This is a genomic window from Pseudorhodobacter sp. (genome assembly GCF_034675685.1).
Taxonomy (GTDB): Bacteria; Pseudomonadota; Alphaproteobacteria; order Rhodobacterales; family Rhodobacteraceae; genus Pseudorhodobacter.
The window spans coordinates 100,544-122,635 of the sequence record NZ_JAUCDA010000010.1; the positions used below are offsets into that span (position 1 = coordinate 100,544).

General features: G+C 58.7%; 21 protein-coding genes. 8 read left to right on the forward strand and 13 right to left on the reverse strand.

Annotated features, from left to right (window positions below; genetic code table 11):
• Positions 1–58: 58 nt before the first annotated feature.
• The 8 genes from VDP61_RS09340 to VDP61_RS09375 all read right to left on the reverse strand — a co-directional run bounded on the left by VDP61_RS09340 (position 59) and on the right by VDP61_RS09375 (position 7,987).
• Positions 59–1,015, reverse strand: coding sequence for a phosphoribosylaminoimidazolesuccinocarboxamide synthase (locus VDP61_RS09340; RefSeq protein ID WP_323006642.1), 957 nt, complete (start codon positions 1,013–1,015; stop codon positions 59–61).
• A gap of 109 nt (positions 1,016–1,124) precedes the next feature.
• Positions 1,125–2,231 carry a primosomal protein N' (replication factor Y) - superfamily II helicase gene (locus VDP61_RS09345; RefSeq protein ID WP_323006643.1) on the reverse strand — a complete coding sequence of 369 codons (1,107 nt, stop codon included), beginning with the start codon at positions 2,229–2,231 and terminating at the stop codon, positions 1,125–1,127.
• 1 nt (position 2,232) lies between these two features.
• On the reverse strand, positions 2,233–3,354 hold the full coding sequence (locus VDP61_RS09350; protein ID WP_323006644.1) for an SPFH domain-containing protein: 1,122 nt from the start codon (positions 3,352–3,354) through the stop codon (positions 2,233–2,235).
• A gap of 10 nt (positions 3,355–3,364) precedes the next feature.
• A complete protein-coding gene (locus tag VDP61_RS09355; protein ID WP_323006645.1) occupies positions 3,365–4,342 on the reverse strand; it encodes a DUF2927 domain-containing protein in 978 nt (325 codons plus the stop codon).
• A 25-nt stretch (positions 4,343–4,367) separates the two neighbouring features.
• On the reverse strand, positions 4,368–5,552 hold the full coding sequence (locus VDP61_RS09360) for a toxic anion resistance protein (RefSeq protein WP_323006646.1): 1,185 nt from the start codon (positions 5,550–5,552) through the stop codon (positions 4,368–4,370).
• Between the two features lie 54 nt (positions 5,553–5,606).
• The gene (locus tag VDP61_RS09365) at positions 5,607–6,482 is read right to left on the reverse strand and encodes a 5-bromo-4-chloroindolyl phosphate hydrolysis family protein (RefSeq protein WP_323006647.1); all 876 of its coding nucleotides are present in this window, start codon (positions 6,480–6,482) and stop codon (positions 5,607–5,609) included.
• Positions 6,483–6,689, reverse strand: coding sequence for a hypothetical protein (locus VDP61_RS09370; RefSeq protein ID WP_323006648.1), 207 nt, complete (start codon positions 6,687–6,689; stop codon positions 6,483–6,485).
• 125 nt (positions 6,690–6,814) lie between these two features.
• Positions 6,815–7,987 (reverse strand): pseudouridine synthase, encoded by a 1,173-nt coding sequence (locus VDP61_RS09375; protein WP_323006649.1) that lies wholly within the window; start codon positions 7,985–7,987, stop codon positions 6,815–6,817.
• Positions 7,988–8,172: 185 nt separating this feature from the next.
• Here VDP61_RS09375 and VDP61_RS09380 point away from each other — a divergent pair, with 185 nt between their 5' ends.
• Together VDP61_RS09380 and VDP61_RS09385 are read left to right on the forward strand one after the other, a co-directional pair.
• A complete protein-coding gene (locus VDP61_RS09380; RefSeq protein ID WP_323006650.1) occupies positions 8,173–8,625 on the forward strand; it encodes a nucleoside deaminase in 453 nt (150 codons plus the stop codon).
• 266 nt (positions 8,626–8,891) lie between these two features.
• Entirely contained in the window at positions 8,892–9,392 is a 501-nt protein-coding gene (locus tag VDP61_RS09385) for a hypothetical protein (RefSeq protein WP_323006651.1), read from the forward strand.
• Between the two features lie 128 nt (positions 9,393–9,520).
• Here VDP61_RS09385 and VDP61_RS09390 read toward each other — a convergent pair whose 3' ends face one another.
• Genes VDP61_RS09390 through VDP61_RS09400 form a run of 3 tightly spaced genes read right to left on the reverse strand, consistent with a single transcriptional unit; the run spans position 9,521 to position 12,317 of the window.
• The gene (locus tag VDP61_RS09390; protein WP_323006652.1) at positions 9,521–10,078 is read right to left on the reverse strand and encodes a TadE/TadG family type IV pilus assembly protein; all 558 of its coding nucleotides are present in this window, start codon (positions 10,076–10,078) and stop codon (positions 9,521–9,523) included.
• An 11-nt stretch (positions 10,079–10,089) separates the two neighbouring features.
• Positions 10,090–10,716 carry a pilus assembly protein gene (locus VDP61_RS09395; protein WP_323006653.1) on the reverse strand — a complete coding sequence of 209 codons (627 nt, stop codon included), beginning with the start codon at positions 10,714–10,716 and terminating at the stop codon, positions 10,090–10,092.
• Positions 10,713–12,317 (reverse strand): TadE/TadG family protein, encoded by a 1,605-nt coding sequence (locus VDP61_RS09400; RefSeq protein ID WP_323006654.1) that lies wholly within the window; start codon positions 12,315–12,317, stop codon positions 10,713–10,715. The genes VDP61_RS09395 and VDP61_RS09400 overlap by 4 nt, the downstream gene beginning before the upstream one ends.
• Positions 12,318–12,797: 480 nt before the next feature.
• On the opposite strand from VDP61_RS09400, the gene VDP61_RS09405 reads away from it, so the two are divergent.
• Positions 12,798–14,228 carry a Glu/Leu/Phe/Val dehydrogenase gene (locus VDP61_RS09405; RefSeq protein ID WP_323006655.1) on the forward strand — a complete coding sequence of 477 codons (1,431 nt, stop codon included), beginning with the start codon at positions 12,798–12,800 and terminating at the stop codon, positions 14,226–14,228.
• Positions 14,229–14,315: 87 nt separating this feature from the next.
• Here the strand turns inward: VDP61_RS09405 and msrB are convergent, their stop codons facing one another.
• Positions 14,316–14,798: a peptide-methionine (R)-S-oxide reductase MsrB gene (msrB, locus tag VDP61_RS09410; protein WP_416236519.1), complete on the reverse strand. Its 483-nt coding sequence runs from the start codon at positions 14,796–14,798 to the stop codon at positions 14,316–14,318.
• A gap of 210 nt (positions 14,799–15,008) precedes the next feature.
• Here msrB and VDP61_RS09415 point away from each other — a divergent pair, with 210 nt between their 5' ends.
• The 5 genes from VDP61_RS09415 to VDP61_RS09435 are packed head-to-tail and all read left to right on the forward strand — an operon-like array spanning position 15,009 to position 21,157.
• Positions 15,009–16,259: a sarcosine oxidase subunit beta family protein gene (locus VDP61_RS09415; RefSeq protein WP_323006656.1), complete on the forward strand. Its 1,251-nt coding sequence runs from the start codon at positions 15,009–15,011 to the stop codon at positions 16,257–16,259.
• A 9-nt stretch (positions 16,260–16,268) separates the two neighbouring features.
• Positions 16,269–16,568: a sarcosine oxidase subunit delta gene (locus tag VDP61_RS09420; RefSeq protein WP_323006657.1), complete on the forward strand. Its 300-nt coding sequence runs from the start codon at positions 16,269–16,271 to the stop codon at positions 16,566–16,568.
• The gene (locus VDP61_RS09425) at positions 16,565–19,477 is read left to right on the forward strand and encodes a sarcosine oxidase subunit alpha family protein (RefSeq protein WP_323006658.1); all 2,913 of its coding nucleotides are present in this window, start codon (positions 16,565–16,567) and stop codon (positions 19,475–19,477) included. Before VDP61_RS09420 ends, VDP61_RS09425 begins: the two co-directional genes overlap by 4 nt.
• A complete protein-coding gene (locus VDP61_RS09430) occupies positions 19,470–20,012 on the forward strand; it encodes a sarcosine oxidase subunit gamma (RefSeq protein ID WP_323006659.1) in 543 nt (180 codons plus the stop codon). The genes VDP61_RS09425 and VDP61_RS09430 overlap by 8 nt, the downstream gene beginning before the upstream one ends.
• On the forward strand, positions 20,006–21,157 hold the full coding sequence (locus VDP61_RS09435) for an amidohydrolase (protein ID WP_323006660.1): 1,152 nt from the start codon (positions 20,006–20,008) through the stop codon (positions 21,155–21,157). The genes VDP61_RS09430 and VDP61_RS09435 overlap by 7 nt, the downstream gene beginning before the upstream one ends.
• 303 nt (positions 21,158–21,460) lie before the next feature.
• On the opposite strand, the gene VDP61_RS09440 is transcribed toward VDP61_RS09435, so the two are convergent.
• Positions 21,461–22,092 (reverse strand): S24 family peptidase (locus VDP61_RS09440; protein WP_323006661.1); only part of this gene is annotated, 632 nt, incomplete at its 5' end.

Consider the following 22,092-nt stretch of genomic DNA (forward strand, 5'->3'; position numbering starts at 1 on the left):
CATCAAAAGTTTGGCGCAGTATAGACATCGCTTGTTGTTAGCGCAAACACTTTGGCAATCAGCCAAAATACCGAGACAGGTTCAGGCGAACCCGGTCAAGAGGGGTGGCGCCCGTCGTATCGGGGACAAAGGTTTGGCCGGTGATCGTCTCATAGGCGTCAATATAGACTTGGGCGGTGGCTGTGATCATATCTGCGGGTATGTCGGGGATAGGGTCCGCGTAGGGATTGCAGCGCTCAGCCACCCAAGAGCGGATGATATCCTTGTCGAAAGACGGCGGGCGGGTGCCATTTGACAAGGCGGCCTCATACCCGTCGGCCCGCCAGTAGCGAGAGCTGTCGGGGGTGTGGATTTCATCGGCCAAAATGATGTTGCCCGCAGTATCGGTGCCGAATTCGTATTTGGTATCAACAAGGATGAGGCCGCGTTCCGCCGCCATTTTCTGGCCACGGGCAAAAAGGGCAAGCGCTGTCGCAGACAGGTGCTCCCATTGGGTCTGGCTTAGCAGGTTCTGGGCGATGATCTCGGTGACGGTCAAGGGTTCATCATGGCCACCATCAAACGCCTTGGTGGTAGGGGTAATGATCGGGGCTGGAAGTGCTTGATTGTCGCGCAGACCATCTGGAAACACGTGACCATAAAGTATCCGCTGGCCCTTTTTGTACTGGGTCAGAATAGAGGTGCCTGTGGTTCCGGCCAGATAGCCACGCACCACGATTTCAATGGGCAGGATCGTCAGTTTCTGCCCGATCACGACGTTGGGGTCAGGATAGTCCAGCACATGATTGGCGCAAATATCGGCGGTATGATCGAACCAATACCGTGCCATCTGAGTCAGAACCTGGCCTTTGTAGGGGATCGCGGCAAGAATACGGTCAAAGGCGGAAATTCGATCCGAGGAAATCAGGATGCGGCGATTGTCGGGCAGGTCATAGCAATCACGGACCTTGCCGAAATACGGGTTTGGAAGTTCGGGGATGCGGGCATGGTCCAGGACACGGGTCAGGTCGATCATCGGAGCCTCCATTCGGTTGGGGGTCTTTTATGCGGGGCGCTGGCAGAGTCAATCTTTGCCGTGGGTTTATTCTGGGCCAAGATTGTGATGTGCGCTGGAGGGGGCCATATCACTGCTGCTGGCCGAAATAGGCCACAACGCCGATGACAATTGCCGCCGCCACCACGGCAAAGGCGATTTTCCATTTGGAATAGGGGCGTTCGCCCTGCACCTTTCCGGTTTGTCCGTTAACAACGAATTGAAAGGTTTTGCCATTGTATTTATAGGCGGCCATCCAGATCGGCAGCAGAATGTGCTTGAATGTTTCAGCGCTGTAATCGGTGCTGACCTGGTTGATGCGCTGCTCATCGCCGCCAATGTCGCGGGCAATATCCGAGGCGATCACCTGCGCCATTTTTTCATGTGCGTCGACGTTGCCATCGGCAAGGGAAATTGTGTACCCCTCTGCGGTGAAGCCTGCCAGGTAATCGGGGCGGTAGGGCTCCAAGGCGCCCAGATCCCAGGGTTGCAGCCCTTCGGTATAGCGGCGCGGCAGGCTGGAGGTGGCAAGGACCAGCACATCATCAAACAGACGCGCCACACGGCCAGAAACTGGCTGCCAACTGGTTTTGCGGACCTGTTCCTGACGCTGCTGGGGTTTGCCATCAACCTGCACCGTGACCGTGCGGGTTTCATAATAATAGGTGCCGCGCTGGCCCGAATAGGTCGAGCGTGTGTCGGCGTCAAAGGTCCAGTGTGGAACATATGTGCCTGTAAGCGCGCGGCCTTTGCGCGCATATTCGACAAGGCCATTGGGGGCGAACCACAGGCGGCCCAGCCAACGGGCCATAGCGGCGCGGGCGCTGCGTTCATCCAGTTGAAACGGGATCAGGGCTTGCGGTTTGATCTGGCGGTTGGTCCCGGTGCCGATGACAACCGGAGTTGCACAAAACGGGCATTGGGTGGCATGTTGCGCGCCCGCAAACTCGACCAAAGCACCACAATTCGGACATGGGGTGGTTTGCGGCTCTTCCATCGCCGCTTGTGGCAGGTCATCGCGCAAACCGCGCGCCAGATCATGTTCACCAAGCGCTGCGTGCAGGCTGGATTGGGCGGCTTGCGGGATATGTTGGACATTACCGCAATGGGCACAGACCAGTTCCGACTGGCCGGGCGCAAAGCGCAACTCGGCCCCGCAACTGTCGCAGGGCCAGCGGTTTTTCTGGTCTGTGGTCACATCAGGCTCCGGGGGGTGGGGGTGGGGCGATGGTGAAAAGCTGGGCGAGTTCGGCAATCTCGCCCGCTGGTTTCCAGCCGTCCTGACCCGCGGTCCAGACCTGCGTGTCGCGGGTAAAGCTGCCTTCGGTAATCATGCGGCCAAGGTGGCTGCGCGAAAACGGGCCGCTGGTGGTGCCATCCTTGGCAGTATGCCACAGCTTTTCAGGGGCAGGCGGCGGCGGCGGCATTTGCGCCGGGGCGGCGGCGGCGGCAGGCACGGCCCCCCACGGTCCTGCCATTTGGGCCCCCATATTCTGCGCCATCCCCATGCCGATACCAGCGCCAATCCCTGCCCCCATCGCGGCCCCCGCAGCAGAGCCCGGTTGCGCCATACCTTCGGCGGCGTTGAATTTCATGTATTTATCCAGATCACCAACCACACCCATCGAGGTGCGCTTGTCCATCGCGGCCTCGACCGCCTCGGGCAGTGAGATGTTTTCGATGTAAAGCTCTGGCAGAGACAAGCCATATTCAGCGATTTGCGGGTTGATCGCGGTGGCGACCAGTTTGCCCAGATCGGCCGTATTGGCCGCCATATCCAGAACAGGAATGTTCGAGGCGGCCAGCGCGCGGCTCATTTCTTGCAAGATCACGTTGCGGATTTGAAAGCTGATTTCATCGGCGGTGAATTCACCGTCAGTGCCAACGATTTCTTGCATGAATTTCGCGGGGTCGGTGACGCGCATCGAATAGGTGCCAAAGGCGCGGATACGGACCGGGCCAAATTCGGGGTCACGCGTCATGATCGGGTTTTTGGTGCCCCATTTCAGATCGTTGAAACGGGTGGTGTTGATGAAATAGATCTCGGATTTGAACGGCGATTGAAAACCGTGGTCCCAATGCTGAAGGCTGGTCATGATCGGCATGTTGTTGGTTTCCAACATATACATACCGGGGCCAAAGACATCGGCCATCTGGCCTTCATGGATGAAAACGGCGGCCTGGCCCTCACGCACGGTTAGTTTTGCACCGTATTTGATCTCATTTCCGTGCCGTTCAAAACGCCAGACCATGGTATCGCGGGTGTCATCGGTCCAGGCGATAACGTCGATGAATTGGCCTTTGAAAAAGTCGAAAACCATGTGCAGGCTCCTAGCTGTCGCCGCCGACAAGGGCGTCGGCGAGTTGGTCGATGATGGGGCGGGCCTCGGCTGCGGTCATGCCGGGGGACAGGCGCTTGTCATACAGCATTTTCAGCATCATTTCATCCATCGGGGTGAGCAGGGCAAATTCCTGATCATCGTTGAAAATAGAGGGGCGGGCCTGCGGGCTGTCATTGGGCAGACCAAGGCCCTGGCTGATCTCTTCGTGCAAACAAGACAGGTGGAGAAGGTCCGGGTGTTCGGCGCGGATCACGGCAAAGGCGCGCTCGATCAGGTTGCTGGCCTCGTCAATCGAGGTGGTGACCTGACAATAGGTCGAGTCTGGCATGTTGGTGATGGATTGCAGTTCCGCCGCGCCAATGCCGGGGGCGTCGCGGCGAACGGTGGGGCCGAGGGCCCTGATTTCATCGGTATCAAGGATATGCAGATGAAAATTCACACCGCTGTTGGCAAGCTGAATCGAATGGCCCGTCACCTGCGACAGCCGCGCAAGAAACGAGCGCACGCGCGCAGTTTCGATCGCGCGTTGGTCCTTGGTAACCGATGCGCTGAAATTGAGGCCGACGCGCACCGGATTGCCCCAGCGGCGCAGACGTTTTTCTGTTGGGCGGGCCACAAGTGTACCGCTAGAGCTGTCAAACTCATCAAAAAACGCGATACGGGTGAAGTTATTGGCCAATATGCGGGCAGAAAACGGCGCGTCCTTGGCCCCGGTGTCTGTGCGCATCAGCCCGAGTGACAAAAGCTCTGCCTGCACGCCGGCGTAATAGGCCCGCAATGCCTGGCTGGCCGCCGAGGGGGCTGCGGCCTTTGGTTTCTGGCTGCGGGCTTGTGGGGGCTGTGGTGCGCGCCCTTGCGGGGCCGGGGCCATCACGCAAGCCGCTAAAAGCCCGGCCGAGGCGACCAGAAGGGCCGCCCCTTTCAGGGCCTTTAGCGATGGTTGCAGTGAAAGGGGCGCGCGGGCCATGATGTGATGTTTCCTCTTGATCCGGTCAGGCCGTGGTGGCGGTGGTGGTGACCAACCCATCCTTGCGGCCACTGGCCGAGGCAAGGGTGTCGCGCAAGTCATGCTCCATTTTCACCAGTTCCACCTCGGCTGCCGCCCGCTTTGCCTTGCCGGCATCTGCAATCGCAAGGCTTTCGTTGATGGTGGCGATCAGGGTCGCATTTGCCTTTTTCACCGCTTCGATATCGAACACGCCGCGTTCCATTTCCGTGCGCACGATGCGGTTGGCCTGCTGCAGGTTTTCGGCGTTCGAGGTCAGCAGTTCATTCGTCAGATCATTCGCCGCGCGGATGCTTTCGGCCGCTTCACGAGACCGTTGGATGGTCACGGCCTGCGCCAGTTGCGTTTCCCAAAGCGGCACCGTGTTGACAAGGGTAGAGTTGATTTTCGTCACCAAAGACTTGTCATTTTCCTGTACCAGCCGGATCGAAGGCAAGGATTGCATGGTGACCTGACGGGTCAGCTTCAGGTCATGCACGCGGCGTTCCAGATCATCACGGGCGGCCCGCAGGTCGCGCAATTCCTGCGCTTTCATCACCTGGCGATCCTCGGGCGCGGCACTGACTTCGGCCTCTTTGGCCGGAATGGCCAAACTGTCCAGATCTTTGATCTTGGCATCACCCGCCGCGATATAAAGCGCCAGCTCCTCATAAAAGGTCAGGGTTTTGTCATAGAGCAGATCAAGCGATTTGATGTCTTTCAGCAGGGTATGTTCATGGCCCAGCAGGGATTCGGTGATCTGGTCGATCTGGCCCTGAACATCTTCGAATTTGGCGACGAAATTGGAAAAGGGGGCCGCGCGGCCCAGCAGTTTTTCCCACCATGTGCGTTGGCGGCGCACATCAAGTTCGGAAACCGAAAATCCGCGAATGGTGCTGACCATATTGCGCAGGCTGTCACCCGCCGGGCCGACATCCTTGTTTTTCACATCGGCCAGCATGGCTTGCGATATTGCCTGCAATTCGGTCTGCGCGCTTGACCCGAAAGAGATGATGGACTGGGTGTTGCCCATATCAATCTCGGCCATCCGTTTTTGGATTTCGGCAGCATGTGCGGGGGCCGCAGCCTCTAGCGTCACCAGATCACGCCCCGGTTCGGGCAAAACAACGGCGGTGACGCGTTCAACTTCGGCCAATGTGGCGGCGGCTTTTTGCTGGATGGTTTCGGCCATTATATACTCACTTTTTCAGGCGCGGCGATGGGGCGCGGGGAGGGGCGGCGCGGTTTAACGGTTTTCAAAGGCAAGTCGTTCCCGAAGCACCTGAATTTCGACATTCAGGTCGCTGTGATTGTCGGATAAAAGCGCGGTGGTGCGGCTGGCGAAATTGGTTTCCAGATCGGTCAGCAGCGCCTCATAATCGGCACGAATTTTCGGGTCGCGGTTCTGGGCGTATAGATCGGTGAATTTCTCGGTCGCGTCGCGGGCCCCTTGCAAATAGACGCCCAGGTATTTGCGGGCCGCTGTCAGGTCGCGCGGGTCGCTCTCGACCGTGCGAAACAGGGCGCGGGCGGTCGTGCTGAAAGCGTCAATGCGCCGTTCAAGCGCGCGGTCGCGGGCGCGCAAGATCACGTCGTTCATGGCTTTCAAATGGGCCTCGGCCGTGTCAATCGCCTTGGCCACCCGGTCGGTTTGAAAGCTGTCGATACCCTCGACGCCCTTGTCAGACATCGGGTCAAAGCCGAACGCGCCAATATGCAGGAAAGCGCCGAGCGTGGCGATAATTGTCGCAATAACCGAGCTTTGCCCCGCCATCAGCAGGCCCACGCCCAAGCCACCGCCGACCAGCATCGCGCCGATTGCCTTGCGCGGCAGGGCCGGGCGGCGCGCAACGCGGCGCGCCTCATAGGCTTCTTGTGCAAACAGCCCTTCGCGGGTCATCCACGCCCCCCCCAGCATCATCGCAAACGCCATCAGCCCGTAAATCAACGTGGTGGGGTCACCCTGAAACGCCTTCCACGCGAATGGAAAGGGGAGGATAAACAATAGGTTGGACTTGAATCCAGCTTTGCTGCGGCGCTTGCCCTGAAATGAATTGGGTGTTGGGGGGGGGGCATTGGATGTGCCGTTCGGGCTGAACTTTCCGCCAAAGCGCTGCGCCATTCAAACGACCTCCATTGTAGCAACATAAAGCGTCAGCGCGGCAAGCAGGCCAAAAGACAGCGATTGCAGGCCAAAAAACGGCTCGGGCTGGCCGTGGGCTTCAGCAGGCAGGGGCGCAGATCTTGCCCCCCGGATTTTGGCAATGACAAAAATAATCAGTGCGAATGGCAGTAAAAGCACAAGTACCCTGAGCAGCAATCCAAGCATCTGTCAGCCTCCGGCTTCGGGTCGATTTCTGGACTGTCCAATCAGATCGGAACGCCCGCGTTCCTTGGTAAGTATAAGCAGGCCTGGCCCCGCTTGCCAGTAGGCAGAGCGGGGAAAGTTTCGGTTTATTCCCCCTTTGGGCGATGCGGGCGCGGTTGTGCCGGTTTGCTGCGGGGTTTGGCCGGGTTGGAATTGTTGCGCGACGCAGTGGGTTTGGTGGCAGCCTTTGCCCATGATTTAGAAGCCGGTTTAGGGCTTGTCGGTTCTTTTGGCGCAGCGGAAAGGGCGGGGGCAGGATGGGGGGCGTGCCGTGGGCCGGTTTTGTAGGCAGCCTTTGGGGGGGTGGGGCCGGGCCTTGCTGTGGCGGATGAACGGGCCGATTTGGCGCGTGGCGCATCGACTGGCGCGCGCTCGGGTTTGGTGGCGGGCTTTGCTGCGGGTTTGGAAATGCGCGGGCCGCCTGCACGTTTGCCTGAACTGGGGGTGCCACGCGGCTTTGGGGCTACGGCATCTTCGGGCAGTTCGCGCTGGCCCAACTGGTCGCGCAGCACACGGCCTTTGACCTCGGTCACATCACCGGGGGCCATGTCTCCCAGCCGAAACGGGCCATAGCTGATCCGGATCAGGCGGTTCACGGTCAGGTTTAATGCGGCCATCGCGCGGCGAACCTCGCGGTTCTTGCCTTCACGCAGACCGACAGTCAGCCACGCATTCGCGCCCTGAATACGGTCAATAACCACAATCATCGGCTGGAATTTCTCACCATCTATGGTGATACCTTGACGCAGGGGTATCAGATCCGGGTCGGTCGGATTGCCGTTGACGCGGACGCGGTATTTACGCAGCCAGCCGGTTGAGGGCAGCTCAAGCTGGCGTTTCAGGCCGCCGTCATTGGTCAAAAGCAAAAGGCCCTCGGAATTAAGGTCCAGCCTGCCAACCGACATGACGCGGGGCAGGTCTTCGGGCAGGTGATCAAAAATCGTGTCGCGGCCCTTTTCGTCGGCGTTCGAGGTGACGAGGCCATCGGGTTTGTAATAGAGCCACAACCGCGCGGGTTCGGGCTGGCCGATGGGGTGGCCATCAACGGTGATCCGGTCACTGGCGGTGACGTTGAGCGCGGGGCTGTCGATGATTTTGCCGTTGACGCTAACCTGGCCAAGCTCGATCATCCGCTCGGCTTCCCGCCGAGAGGCGACGCCGGCGCGGGACAGGACCTTGGCGATGCGGTCGCCTGCGGGGGGGGTATCGGTGCCCTCGGGTGGGGTCTGGTTTGGCGGAATCTGGTTTGGCTTGGGCATTGGGTCGGCCTTTTCTGGCGGCGTCATCGCGACGTGGCAAAGCGCCGGGGGGTTTGCCCCCCCGGACCCCCAAAGGTACTTCGCCCAAGGTGAAGGGGCAAGGGGGATTGGAAAGATAAGCGGTATTGGAGGGTTGAAACCCTTGGCGGGGCGGGGCAAGGCTGATGGTGAAAGGGGGAGGGGCGATGGTTGGATTCACGTCATATATGGCTATTGCGCTGGAGGAGGCGAGGGCGGCAGCCCTGCGTGGAGAGGTGCCTGTAGGTGCGGTTCTGGTGGGGCCGGATGGTGTTGTCGCACGGGCCGGAAACCGGGTCCGGGCGATGTGTGACCCGACGGCCCATGCCGAAATTCTGGTGATCCGCGAAGCCTGTCGGGCTTTGGGCACGGAGCGGCTGGGCGGGCATGACCTGTATGTGACTTTGGAGCCCTGTGCGATGTGCGCTGCGGCCATCGCCGGGGCACGGATCGCGCGGCTGTATTATGGGGCGTCAGACCCGAAATCAGGCGGTGTCGAGGTTGGGGCAAAGGTGTTTTCGCATCCGCAATGCCATCATGTTCCAGAAGTTTATGACGGGATTGCCGCAGCGCCAGCCGCGGCCTTGTTGAAAGATTTTTTCGCGGGAAAGCGATCGTGAGGGTTGGTTTTGCCATTTTTCACGGCAAAGAGGTGTGATCGCGGCTGTGAGGCGCCTCAACGCCTTCAGGCGGGACAGCCGAAATCTATTGGGGGTTTGGGATGTGAGGGGACGCGGTGGATGCGGCAATTGCCCCGGCGTGTTGCCTGGCCCTTGTGCCACGCAGCACATTCGTACATCGCGCCTGTAGAGGTGGCTGGTTCTGGGGGCATAACCTGCTATAGCGGGCGCAAAGCAGGCAGGGAGAGCATGCGATGGACGGGCAGATGAAACAGGATGAGGCCGAGCCGGTACTGGCGCGCCTGGATGTGTCGCAACCGCGCCGGATCGTCGGGGCTGGCGTGCAGATCGGGCTGGGCTTGGTGCTGATCAGCCTTGCAGCCAGCCTTCCACGCGAACAGATGGCTTTGCGTCTGGTGTTGCTGGTCTTGTCGGGGGCGGGAATTTATGGCGCGATTGTGATGTGGCGGGCAACATCCGGGGGATTGGTGTTGACGGCCAGCGGGCTGCGCGAAGACGGTGGCCGGTTGCTGGCTGAGATGGCAAATATGCGTGAGGTGTCACGCGGGCCATTTGCGTTGAAACCATCGCACGGGTTCTCGCTTGTCTTGCATGAAAGCATGCGGTTTGCTTGGGTGCCGGGCCTGTGGTGGCGCTTTGGCAGGCGGGTTGGGGTTGGCGGAGTGACGCCCTCGCAACCTGCCCGCTACATGGCGGAAATGATTACGGCAAATATTACGGCAAAGAATCCGGGGCAGGTGGGCTAAAGGCGCTTTGCCTGCTGCCCTGCACGCCCTGCCAGCGCGGTTTTTGCGTTTGTCGCCGCGCCGCGCCAAAAAAAACAAACGCCCACCAAGCAAGCGGGCGTTTGTTATTTTTCCGGCCGTCGAGCAGATCAGCAGGAAAAACTGGTGTGGCAGAGTTTGGGCAAAAAGCGTGGGCGGGTGACGATGAACTGTTCCAGCACCGCTGGCGTCAGCCCAAAGGCAACCGGAGGCGTATAGGGTATCCGGGTTTCAACAAGAACCGCACTATCGCCATCAGACATCGTTGGCAAGCGATCAGACAGGCTTGCCAGATTGCTATTGTTCAACGGTGCCATTGCATTGTTGGGAGAGCGTGAGAAAATCACCTCATAGCGATCACGCGGCCCGCTCCAGCGGTAGGAGGTTACCCGGATGTCGCCGGCCTGATCGCCGGCGAGCATCGTGTTCATGGCCGTGCGCATCCCGCCAAGATAGGCGTCATTGACGCTGGTCTGGCTGCGAGAAATCAGGTCTGAAATCGTGTAAGAGGCCTTTTGCACCGTGTTGATGGAGCGATAGACATCCCAATAGGCAAACAGCCCGGCATAGGCCCAGATAAGCGCGGGCAAAACCATGACTGCCTCGACAACCAGGCTGCCTTTTTCATCGCGGGCAAAGCGGCGCAACACATATGACAGGAAAGACATAGGATAACTCCTCATGGTTCATTCACAAAGGCAGAGGTGGCGATAAGCCCATAGCCCCCCTGTGCATCCTTGGGCAGCTTCAACCCGAGGCCCGTGGTTGGGAAGATGGCATCCTGGATCACGCAAACGCGAACCATCATGATCTGATGCGCCGCGCCGACGTTAAATGTGGTTGAGGGTTGAATTGACGTGCCGCGATCAACGCAAGCCAGTTCTTGTGACGGAAAGGCCCATGTGGTTGTGCTGACGGGTTGCAGGTCGATGGTGATGTTGCTCTCGCAATCGCTCATCACGATGGTACGCGAGCAAATCTCGTGCTTCAGGGCCTGCACTGTTGCGTTCGGGTATTGGCCCAGCCGCAAGTTGCGCATCACGATATCGACAGATTGCTCCAGCAAGATAAAGCGCGTCATGAGCATTCCCGATTCGATGGATGCCATGAAAATCGCCATGATGACCGGAACACAGATCACAAAATCGAGCGATGCTGTGCCTTTCTCGGATTTGGCAAGGCGGTCAAGCTGGTTTCTGAAACGACCCAGCAGCGAAGGCTTGGGCAAAGGGCAAGGTTTTGCCAGTAACGACGGCATGGCCCGCGCTTGGGCCGCACCTGCCGATTGTGCGATATGATCAATCATTGGGTCAACCTCAACTGACTAATATTATTGGCAATGGCGCGGAAGGCGGTGGCGATTTCCAGGCCGCTGGCATCAAAGTAATGGGCGTCCGAGGTTGCGCAGTTGCGAACCTGGGTCCGCCCGCCATCCGGTGCCTCAAATCCGATCCCATAGACCACGATATTGTTGGCTTTGGCGGCGGCGCAGGCCTGCTGCAAGCGTGTGTCTTTGTTCGAATAGACCCATTCCATGAAGTTGCTGCGCCAGCCGTTGTAATCTTGATTCAGCGCCAACCCGTAGAAATGATAGGCAACATATGTCACCGAATAGTTTTTCCACACCTCTGGCCAGGTCAGTTGGTTGTAGCTGGAGTCATTGCCGCCGCCGTCCCGATCTGAGTTCCAGCTGTTGGTGCGGGGCCACCACCAATCGTTTCGGGTATAGGATCTGTCGAAATACACCGAAATGCGATTGTTGCTCTTGTTCTGGTAAATGTTCGAATTACCGCTGTTATAGGGGTCTTTGATTTTATATTCGGTGGTATTTTCACCGTCGGTCATCACAACCAGCACCTTCAGCACCTCTTCCGCAGTTTCATCCAGCGGGCGGTTGGCGAATTTGGGCAATACCTTATCGGCGGCGACAAGGTGCTGAACCACGGGGTTGGCGTTTTTGTTCAGCAGATAGGCACCCCATTTGACCCCGACGTCGATAGAGGTGTTGCCGCCAACTACCAGTTTGTTGATCGCCGCGTGCAGCTTGCTTTCACTGTCGCTAAGCTGTGTCACAACGTTGCCGCTTTGCGGGGGGCAGTTGTACAGCATGTTGTTTGACCCATAGGTGTAGTTGTAAGGGTCGAAATGCGCGTTTTGTTTGAAGCTGGCACTTCGTGACAGATCAAACGAGGTGAAGACCGAGTCCGGCAGCTCCATGCAGGCCGAATCGGATTGGGTGTCGGTTACATTGAAGGCGTCCATCATCGGTTTGCCGATGTTGACCTGCGCATTATAGGGAATGATCGAGATGGAAACCCGGCCCGGCTCTGACGTGGCAAGAACCGCTGTTACAAATTCGCGGGCGGCGGGCCGCAAGTTGTTGATCCGAGATCCCCCCATGGAGCCTGAGATATCAAGCACAAGCGATACTTCGACGTTTGAGATGCGCTGTTCTGCACCCGACCCGGCTGCCGCAGTGATGTCATCAATGCCAATCATCTGGATGAAGAAAGGGGCAATGGTGGAACTGGCCCCCGCTGTCACCTCGCGGAAGTTAAGCCCGCTGTCGACGTTGACCCAGTCAAGCTGGTCAGCAAGGCCGGCCTTGGCGAAATAGTCGTTCACAACGCTTTCCGGGTCCAGCCGTTGGGTCAAGGCGGCAGCAGCCAGAACCGAACGATCCAGCGTTTGCTGCATCTGGGTGCGGCGCTGTTCATAGCGCATAAGATCCACGGCAAGACCGCCCATCATCGCCATCAACAAGAACAAAATAAGGCCAAAGACGAGCATTGAGCCGTCTTCGCTTTTTGCAAACTGGTTCGGGGCCAGGGCGCGCAGTCTGAACCGGTTGTTTGCACAGCGGATATGGCCCTGCGGCTGGGCGTTAGCCTTTGACTGGATTTCCATTTTTGTTTCCTATCTACGCGTGCCCGGACTGCTGTTGGACAACGGCCTTATCCAAAAAGCTTGAGGTCTGGATACAACACACCTTTTCCCATCACCCAATAGGCCTGCAACATGGGGCAAAAATGTGGCTTTTCTTGTAGGGAATTCTGAAAATTTGACAGCATTGGAAACGCCGATGGCATCGGTCCGGGTATTGTTCGCGTTTCAGGGATAAAGGGGCAAGAATTGCGGCTGAAATGCCCGTAAAAGCGCTGGAAAGGTTAATGAAATCGGGCAAAAACGGGGCCTGCGAATCGGCTGAATTTGCGGTTTTTCCCGTTTTCAGGCAGGTTTGTTGCGTTAGGAATTGGCGAAAGGCAAAGATTGCGCCAGATGTCCTTTTCTGATCGGGCTGGTTTTTTCTTTAATGAAATTTTGGATGGTCTGGTTTAGCATCGGGGGGCAAACCCCCATCGAAATGGCGGGTACAGGGAGGATTATATGCAAATTACTGGCGAGCCAAGCTTTCGCGACTCTGTTGATCTGATGTTTGATCGGGCGACCGCGCTCATGGATCTGAGCCCCGGATTGGTTAAAAAGATCAAGGTTTGCAATTCAACCTATACCGTGCGCTTTGGTGTGCGTTTGCGCGGCAAGATTGAGACGTTTACCGGCTATCGCTCGGTTCATTCGGAGCATATGGAGCCGGTAAAGGGGGGCATACGCTACGCATTGTCGGTGAACCAGAACGAGGTTGAGGCGCTGGCAGCGCTGATGACTTATAAATGCGCCTTGGTCGAAACGCCCTTTGGTGGCGCCAAAGGGGGCCTGTGCATCGACCCGCGTGCCTGGGAGGAGAGTGAACTGGAACAGGTAACGCGCCGCTTTGCCTATGAGTTGATCAAGCGTGACCTGATCAATCCGGCGCAAAACGTGCCGGCACCAGACATGGGGACCGGCGCGCGCGAGATGGCCTGGATAGCCGATCAATACGCCCGGATGAACACGTCCGATATCAATGCCAAGGCCTGCGTGACCGGCAAGCCGCCAAATGCGGGCGGAATTCAGGGCCGGGTAGAGGCGACGGGGCGCGGCGTACAATACGCCATCCAAGAACTGTTTCGCCACCCCGAAGATATCGCGCTTGCCAATCTGTCGGGCCAGATTGAAGGCAAGCGCATCATTGTACAGGGCTTGGGGAACGTGGGCTATCACGCCGCGAAATTCCTGTCCGAGGACGATGGTGCCTTGATCACGGCGGTAATCGAGCATGATGGGGCGATCATCAGCGATAAAGGGATCGCGATTGAGGAATTGCATCAGTGGATCGTGAAAACCGGGTCGGTCAAGGGATTCAGCGGTGGTGACTATGTGGCGGATGGTGCGGCTGTTTTGGAAAAGGACTGTGATATCCTGATCCCGGCAGCAATGGAGGGGGTCATAAACCTGAACAATGCCGCGCGGATCAGCACCAAGCTGCTGGTAGAGGCGGCGAATGGCCCGGTGACATACGGCGCGGATGAGATTTTGCGCGAAAAGGGCGTGCTGATTATCCCCGATATGTTCGCCAACGCGGGCGGGGTGACGGTGTCATATTTCGAATGGGTAAAGAACCTGAGCCATATTCGGTTTGGCCGGATGGAGCGCCGGGCCGAGGAAGCGCGGCATATCTTGTTGGTCAATGAGCTGGAGAAACTGTCGGCGGACAAGGGATTGGGCTGGACCATGTCACCAAATTTCAAAAGCAAGTATTTGCGCGGCGCGGGAGAGTTGGAACTGGTGCGTTCGGGTCTGGATGACACCATGCGCACGGCCTATCAAGCCATGCGAGAGGTTTGGCATGGCCGCGGCGATGTAGCGGATTTGCGGGTTGCGGCCTATATCGTTTCGATCAGTCGTGTTGCCGCAAGCTATCAATCCAAGGGATTGTGAAAGCTATCACCTGCCCTTAGCACGCTTTTTCAAGGCTTGCCTGTCGTGGCCATCCCCCACTCTGTTTCAGGGCGGGGGATGGCAAATTTAAGCGGCTGTGAAGGTCATGGCCAACCCATTCAGACAGTGGCGTTTGCCCGTGGGTTTGGGCCCATCATTAAAGATGTGCCCCAAATGCCCGCCACAGCGGCGGCAATGCACCTCGGTACGCTTGGTGAAAAACGTGTTGTCCTCTTTGGTGCCGACCGCGTTTTCAAGCGAGGCATAAAAGCTGGGCCAGCCGGTGCCGCTATCAAACTTGGTTTCCGAGCTGTAAACCGGCAGGTCACAGCCCGCGCAATGATAGGTGCCTTTGCGTGCTTCCTTCAAAAGCGACGATGTTTCCCCCATGAGACTGTTCGAAAACGCCTTTTCCGTCACCTCCTCACGCAAGATCGCATATTGCGCCGGGGACAGCAGTTTTTTCCATTCTGCCGAACTGTGGGTGACCTCAAAGCCGGTGGCCCAGGTGGGAAAGGCGCCAAGGCCTGTTGCGGCGAGTGTGGTGGTCATGAATATGCGGCGTGACAGCATGATTTTCTCCTCTTTGCTGATGAATATACGGCATTGCGGCGAAGAAGTTTCATCACAACTTTTGCACGCTAGCGTGAATGCCTTGCGCATCAACGGCGGGGGCGACGGCGGGGCCAGTGGCACAAGCGACAAGAAACTGTCGCAGATGCGCTTGTCTTTGCGACAAAAGCCGGGTCTTGTTTAACGCGATACCAAGGGGTGCGATGGATGCGTTATTCTGGGCTTAAGGTGATTTCCCAAGGGCTTTTGGGCAATAAAGGGTGGAAACCCGTGTGGCGCAACCCTGCGCCGAAACCCGGCTATGATGCGATTATCATTGGCGGTGGCGGGCATGGGCTGTCTACGGCCTATTATCTGGCCAAGAATCACGGGCTGACGAATATTGCCGTTCTGGAAAAAGGCTACATCGGGTCGGGGAATATCGGCCGCAATACGACGATTATCCGGGCCAACTATTTTCTGCCGGGAAATTCAGAGTTTTACAGCCAGTCCTTGAAGCTGTGGGAAGGGCTGGAGGCCGATCTGAATTACAATGTGATGCACTCGCAGCGTGGCTTGATCAATCTGTTTCACAGTGACGGCCAGCGTGATGCCTTTGTGCGGCGCGGCAATTCCATGGTGAACCAAGGCGATGATGCAGTCTTGTTGGACCGCGAAGGGGTGCGCGCCCTTCTGCCCTATCTGGATTTTGAGCAGACGCGGTTTCCGATTTACGGCGGCTTACTGCATCCGCGGGGCGGCACGGCGCGGCATGACGCAGTGGCCTGGGGCTATGCGCGCGGGGCCGATTTGCGCGGGGTCGATCTGATCCAGAATTGCGAAGTCACCGGGATTGATATTGAAGGTGGCCGCGTTGTGGGCGTGCAGACCACGCGCGGGGCTATTAAAGCGCGCAAGGTGGGCATGGTCGTTGCCGGCCGCTCGGGGCAGGTGGCCGCGATGGCGGGGATGCGACTGCCGATTGAAAGCCATGTGTTGCAGGCGTTCGTGACCGAAGGGTTGAAGCCGGTGATCGACCATGTCGTCAGCTTTGGCATGGGGCATTTTTATATCAGCCAGTCGGATAAGGGCGGCTTGGTCTTTGGCGGCGATCTGGATTTTTACGCGTCCTATGCCAGCCGGGGCAACCTGCCCATGGCCGAACATGTGATGGAGGCGGGGATGACCCTGATGCCGATGATCGGCCGCGCAAAAGTGCTGCGGTCCTGGGGCGGGATCATGGATATGACGCCAGACGGCAGCCCGATTATCGACAAGACCCCGGTCGAGGGGCTGTTTGTCGATGCCGGTTGGAACTATGGCGGGTTCAAGGCGGTGCCTGCATCAGGTTGGTGTATGGCGCATTTGATGGCCACGGGGGAAAGCTATGAAACCGCGCGCCGCTTCCGTTTGGATCGTTTCAAAACCGGGCATCTTTTGGATGAAGAAGGCACCGGATCACAGCATAATCTGCACTGAGGGAACATCATGCGCATCACCTGCCCGCTTTGTGGCACCCGCGACCGCAGAGAGTTTTATTATTATGGATCAGATGATTATCTGACGCAGCCAATAGGCGAAGACTGGGATTCCATCGACGAACATTTGCACTTGCGCAATAACCCGGCTGGGGTAACGCGCGACCTTTGGTACCATGAGACAGGCTGCGCCTCTTGGCTGGCGGTCACGCGCGATACGGTGACACATGCGATCTTCAAGGTGGAGCTGGTGGCAGATGTCGGACCCGCTATTCGTGCGATGATGAAACCGCAAGGGGGCGCGGCATGAGGATTGCGGGCAAGGGCCTGATTGACCGTGCGGCCCCGGTTCGATTTCGGTTCGATGGCGTGGAGTATGCTGGGTTTCAGGGGGACACGCTGGCATCTGCCTTGCTGGCAAATGGTATCAGAATGTTTGGGCGCAGTTTCAAATACCATCGCCCGCGCGGGGTTTTGACCGCCGGGTCAGAGGAGCCGAACGCGCTGGTGGAAGTGATCGAGGCGCGTCAGCAGACGCCAAATGTGCGCGCGACGGTGCAGGAGATTTATGACGGGTTGGAGGCGAAAAGCCAGAACCGTTGGCCAAGCCTGAAATATGATCTGCTGGCGGTCAATGATCTGGCCGCGCCGTTCTTGACAGCAGGGTTTTACTACAAGACTTTCATGTGGCCGCGCAAATTCTGGGAACGGATTTATGAGCCGGTGATCCGCCGTGCGGCGGGGCTGGGCAGCCTGTCGGGCCGCCATGACGAGGCGGATTACGAGAAAGCCTTTGCCTTTTGTGATCTGTTGGTGATTGGCGCGGGGCCTGCCGGTTTGGTGGCGGCATTGCAGGCGGCGCGTGCCGGTGCCGATGTGATCCTGGCCGATGAAAACCCGGTGATGGGCGGGCGCTTGCTGGCTGATAGCGGCGAGATCGGCGGCAAGCCCGCGACCGCGTGGGTGCGCGATGCCCTGGCGGAACTGGGGTCTTTGCCGAATGTGCGGTTGATGACGCGAACCACCATAACCGGCGCCTATGATGGTGGCACCTTTGGCGCGTTGGAGCGGGTAGGGCTGCATCTGGCCGCGCGCCCCGACCTGCCGCGCGAATGTTTTTGGCGGATTGTCGCGCGGCAGTCGGTTTTGGCGGCGGGCGCACAGGAACGGATGATCGCCTTTGCCGATAACGATCGGCCCGGCATCATGACGGCCTCGGCCATGCGCAGCTATCTGAATCTTTACGGTGTCGCCCCCGGCAAGCGGGTGACGATTTTTGCCAATAATGATCACGCGCGCCAAACGGCGCGCGAGTTGATGGCAGCCGGTGTAGACGTGGCGGCGATTATTGACGCCCGCCCTGATGCCTCGGTCAGCGAGGATTGTCGGGTTTATGTCGGGGCACAGGTGATCGGCACCAGGGGGCGGCATGGGTTGACGGGGATTACGCTGCGCCATGCCGACGGCGTGGTGCAGATAGAGACGGATTGTCTGGGCGTCTCGGGCGGGTGGAACCCGTTGGTGCATTTGACCTGCCATATGAACGGACGGCCGGTGTGGGATGCTGATTTGGCGGCGTTTGTGCCAAAAGCAGGGGCTGTGCCGGGGATGCATGTCGCGGGGGCTGCGGCTGGTGTTTTTTCAACGGCAGCCTGTTTTGCTTCGGGTGTGGCGGCGGCCGTTCAGGCGCTGGGCGTTTTGGGCCACAAGGCCTTGCCGATGGCGCTGCCAGAGGCAGAGGATGCAGGCTATGACATCCTGCCGCTATGGGAAGTGAAGGGGAAAGGGCGCGCCTGGCTTGATTTCGCCAATGATGTGACAACCAAGGATGTGCGGCTGGCAGCACAGGAAAACTTTGCCAGTGTTGAGCATATGAAGCGCTATACCACGCAGGGAATGGCGCCGGATCAGGGCAAAAACTCCAACATGGGGGCGTTGGCGGTGCTGGCTGATGCAACGGGGCGCGGGATTGCGCAGACGGGGGTTACGACCTTCCGTCCGCCGTTCAGCCCGGTGTCGATTGCGGCGATGGGGGCGGGCGGGCGGGCGCATGGGTTTGCGCCGCAACGGTTCATGACTTCGCATGTTGCCTCGCTGGAACGTGGCGCGCCGATGATCGAGGCCGGGATGTGGTATCGCCCCAGCTATTTCCCGCGTGTCGGTGAAACAACCTGGCGAGAGGCTTGCGACCGAGAGGTTACGATGGTGCGCAGCCTGGTCGGGGTGTGCGATGTATCGACCCTTGGCAAGATTGACATTCAGGGCGCGGATGCGGCACGATTTTTGGACCTTGTTTATACGAATGTGTTTTCAACGCTGCCGATCGGGCGGGTGCGCTATGGTTTGATGCTGCGCGCCGATGGGCATGTGTTGGATGACGGCACTACGGCGCGGCTGGGCGAAAACCACTATCTGATGACCACGACCACGGCGGCAGCGGGCCTTGTGATGCGGCATCTGGAGTTTGTGGCGCAGGCCTATTGTGCCGATTTGGATGTGCGTTTTGTCTCGGTTACTGAAAACTGGGCGCAGTTTGCGGTCGCAGGGCCGCAGGCAAAGGCACTGTTGCAGACGCTGGTGAAGGTGGATTTGCCGTTTATGGGCTGTGCGGCAGTCAGTTTGGGGTCGGTGGCCGCGCGGCTGTTTCGCATCTCGTTTTCAGGTGAGCAGGGCTATGAAATCGCGGTGCCTGCACGCTATGGCGAAGCGGTGTTTCGGGATTTGCTGGCACGGGCTGAAACCTTGGGCGGTGGCGCCTATGGGATGGAGGCCTTGAATGTGTTGCGGCTTGAGAAAGGCTTTATCACCCATTCGGAAATTCACGGGCGCACCACCGCCTTTGATATCGGTATGGCCAAGATGATCTCGGCCAAGAAAGACTGTATCGGCAAGGGGGCTGCTGCCCGGCCCGGCCTGATTGGGCCGCAGCGGGATCAGTTGGTGGGCCTGCGTCCGGCGACGGATGCACCTATTTCGGCGGGGGCGCATTTGTTCAACCCTGGCGAAGCGGTGACCGGCGCGCGGGATCAGGGCTATGTGACCAGCGTGGGCTATTCACCGACATTGGGGGGCTATCTTGGCCTGGCGTTCTTGTCGAACGGGCGGGCGCGGCATGGTGAAATGGTGCGGTTGGTCGATCATTTGCGCGGCATAGACGTGTTGTGCGAGGTCTGTGATCCGGTATTTCATGACAAAGAGGGGGCAAAACTGCGTGGCTGAATGGATCGCAAAGACCCCGCTGTCGGGGCAAGAGCCTGTTGTCTTGGCTGGGGTAGCGCTGGCCGAGGTGGATTTGGGGCAGATAACATCGCTGGCCCCTTACGCCGGGCAGGAAAATGCACTGGCGGCGGTGCTGAAGCCTTTGGGCCTGTGCTTCCCTGCGCCGAATGGGGTATCAGCCGCGGGTGCCGTGCGGCTGGTTTGGACCGGGCGCGGACAGGCATTTTTGATCGGCGCAGCCCCCGGTGCCTGGGGCGATTTTGCGGCGCTGACCGATCAAAGCGATGGGTGGGCGTCGCTGTCTGTGACGGGAGTGGGGGCGGCGGATGTGCTGGCGCGGCTGGTGCCGCTTGATCTGCGCGCGATGCCTGTGGACACGGTGGCGCGGTCGTCCCTTGGGCATATGCCCATGATTTTATTGCGTGTTGCAGATGGATTTACGGTGATGGTCTTTCGCTCTATGGCGCGGACCGCCTGGCATGAAATTGCGACGGTGATGAAAATGCAGGCCGCGAGAAAGGCGCTTTTATGCTGACCAACCTTGATATTGAAGAGCTGACTGCATTTCGCCGTCTGCTGCACCGTTTTCCCGAACTGTCGGGGCAAGAGGTACAAACCGCCGCGCGTGTCATTCAAGTGCTTGGCCCATCAGCCCCCGATCAGGTGCTTGCCGGTCTTGGCGGGCATGGCGTGGCGGCGGTGTTTGACAGTGGACAGCCCGGCCCTTCGGTTTTGTTCCGCTGCGAGCTGGACGCACTGCCGATCCATGAGATTTCGGATCTGCCCTACCGCTCGCAGGTTGACGGCAAGGCGCATCTGTGCGGCCATGATGGGCATACGACCATTCTGTTGGGCCTTGCGCGGTTGCTTGCCCGCAAGCGCCCTGCGATGGGCCGGGTTGTGCTGATGTTCCAGCCAGCCGAAGAGGATGGGTCGGGGGCCGCCGCTGTGATTGCCGATGCGCAGTTTGACGGTTTGCACCCCGATTGGGCGTTTTCGTTGCACAATATGCCGGGCTGCAAACTGGGCGAGTGCTGGCTGGCCGAAGGGCCGGTAAATTGCGCCTCGGTTGGAATGAAAGTTGTGCTGGAGGGCAAGACCAGCCATGCCGCCCAGCCGGAATTCGGGGTCTCGCCCGCCTTGGCGCTGGCGCAACTGATCCCGGCACTGGCTGCATTGGGCCAGGGCGGCCCGCTTGGCCCAGATTACCGTCTGGCCACGGTCACACATGCTGTGTTGGGCGAGCCAAACTTTGGTGTGTCGCCGGCGCATGCTGAGGTTTGGGTAACGCTGCGCACGATGCTGGATGCGCCGATGGCTGCCCTGCGCGCCGATGCCGAAGCATTGGCAAGGGCCAAGGCCGCAGCACATGGGTTGCGCCCGGCGATCAGCTATCACGATGATTTCGCGGCCTGCGCCAATGACCCGCATGCGATGCAGCATATCGCGACCGTCTTGGATCAGATGGGAATTGCGCATTACCAGGGCGCGTTGCCGGAACGCGCGTCCGAAGATTTTGGTCGGTTCAGCACGCTGCCCGGCACAAAGGGCGCGATGGTTTTTCTGGGGGCGGGTGTCGACCATCCGGCGCTGCACAACCCCGACTATGATTTCCCCGATGACCTGATTGCGATAGGCACCAAGATATTTCATCGTATTGCCCGCAATATTCTGGGCTAATCCGTTTTGTATTTGCCCTGATACAGCAGGTGAAATGCAAAACGCTATAGGCCCGCGATGAACGTCTGCGCGCCGCAAACAGAGTCAAGAAAGCCCGCTGCGCTATAGGAGAGCGGGCCGCAGCCGGGCGGGGTTGCCTGCCCGCATGTCCGATAGGAAACCGTCTGACGCGTTTTCTTCTTCGCATGCCCAAGTGTAGCGCGCCAAAAATAAGAGGCCAATACGACATTAAAAGGGGGCCAGAGGGATTTCTTGAGCTATGTCGCCAGTGCATAGCTCCTTGGGTGGGAGGTTTGGTTTATGCTATCCCTGATCCGTGTGAGCCCACCACATAACACGCCCGATTATGTGCATGTCATCCAGGGCTTTTTGCGATTTGAATTCTATTGGAAACTCGGGGTTGTCGGAGATTACGGCGTAGAAATCGGTTTCGACCCTCTCGATCCGTTTCACGCGGGCTGATCCGTCTTCGACAAAGGCATAAACATGGGGTTTGCTGGTTTTTCTGGCGCGGCCGCGTGAGTGTATTTCGATCTTTGAGGTATCAATCAGCACCATATCACCTGACCAGATGGTTGGGAGCATGCTTTCCCCTTCAACCCGCGCCATGACAGCAGAAGACGGCGCTACCCCCACTTTGCGCAGCCAATCCCTGCGGAACGCGAGATATCCAGCGATTTCCTCTTCACCATTGGTCGCACCGCCACCGGCCGCCAAATCTGCATTGTAGAGCGGGATGTTAGCAAGTTCAGATAGGTCGGCATCGGGCGGTTGGATTGCATCAACCATTTCGCGCCTAGGCCCAATGTATAGTTCAATATCAAGCAGGTTGAATAGGGCTTCAAGCCGGTCGATGCCTGGTAGTCTTCCCGCCTTGATATCTCTTACCAGGCCATCATTTCCTATCGCTGCAATAGACGCTTGACGCCCAGAAA

Excerpts from the sequence above, each read along its gene's own strand:
- VDP61_RS09370 (WP_323006648.1), bottom strand. The coding sequence starts at position 6,689 with ATGCTTGGATTGCTGCTCAGGGTACTTGTGCTTTTACTGCCATTCGCA.
- VDP61_RS09400 (WP_323006654.1), bottom strand. The coding sequence starts at position 12,317 with ATGGAAATCCAGTCAAAGGCTAACGCCCAGCCGCAGGGCCATATCCGC.
- VDP61_RS09435 (WP_323006660.1), top strand. The coding sequence starts at position 20,006 with ATGCTGACCAACCTTGATATTGAAGAGCTGACTGCATTTCGCCGTCTG.
- VDP61_RS09395 (WP_323006653.1), bottom strand. The coding sequence starts at position 10,716 with ATGATTGATCATATCGCACAATCGGCAGGTGCGGCCCAAGCGCGGGCC.
- VDP61_RS09420 (WP_323006657.1), top strand. The coding sequence starts at position 16,269 with ATGCGCATCACCTGCCCGCTTTGTGGCACCCGCGACCGCAGAGAGTTT.
- VDP61_RS09425 (WP_323006658.1), top strand. The coding sequence starts at position 16,565 with ATGAGGATTGCGGGCAAGGGCCTGATTGACCGTGCGGCCCCGGTTCGA.
- VDP61_RS09365 (WP_323006647.1), bottom strand. The coding sequence starts at position 6,482 with ATGGCGCAGCGCTTTGGCGGAAAGTTCAGCCCGAACGGCACATCCAAT.
- VDP61_RS09360 (WP_323006646.1), bottom strand. The coding sequence starts at position 5,552 with ATGGCCGAAACCATCCAGCAAAAAGCCGCCGCCACATTGGCCGAAGTT.
- VDP61_RS09385 (WP_323006651.1), top strand. The coding sequence starts at position 8,892 with ATGAAACAGGATGAGGCCGAGCCGGTACTGGCGCGCCTGGATGTGTCG.
- VDP61_RS09375 (WP_323006649.1), bottom strand. The coding sequence starts at position 7,987 with ATGCCCAAGCCAAACCAGATTCCGCCAAACCAGACCCCACCCGAGGGC.
- VDP61_RS09355 (WP_323006645.1), bottom strand. The coding sequence starts at position 4,342 with ATGGCCCGCGCGCCCCTTTCACTGCAACCATCGCTAAAGGCCCTGAAA.
- VDP61_RS09405 (WP_323006655.1), top strand. The coding sequence starts at position 12,798 with ATGCAAATTACTGGCGAGCCAAGCTTTCGCGACTCTGTTGATCTGATG.
- VDP61_RS09415 (WP_323006656.1), top strand. The coding sequence starts at position 15,009 with ATGCGTTATTCTGGGCTTAAGGTGATTTCCCAAGGGCTTTTGGGCAAT.
- VDP61_RS09340 (WP_323006642.1), bottom strand. The coding sequence starts at position 1,015 with ATGATCGACCTGACCCGTGTCCTGGACCATGCCCGCATCCCCGAACTT.
- VDP61_RS09390 (WP_323006652.1), bottom strand. The coding sequence starts at position 10,078 with ATGTCTTTCCTGTCATATGTGTTGCGCCGCTTTGCCCGCGATGAAAAA.
- VDP61_RS09350 (WP_323006644.1), bottom strand. The coding sequence starts at position 3,354 with ATGGTTTTCGACTTTTTCAAAGGCCAATTCATCGACGTTATCGCCTGG.
- VDP61_RS09380 (WP_323006650.1), top strand. The coding sequence starts at position 8,173 with ATGGTTGGATTCACGTCATATATGGCTATTGCGCTGGAGGAGGCGAGG.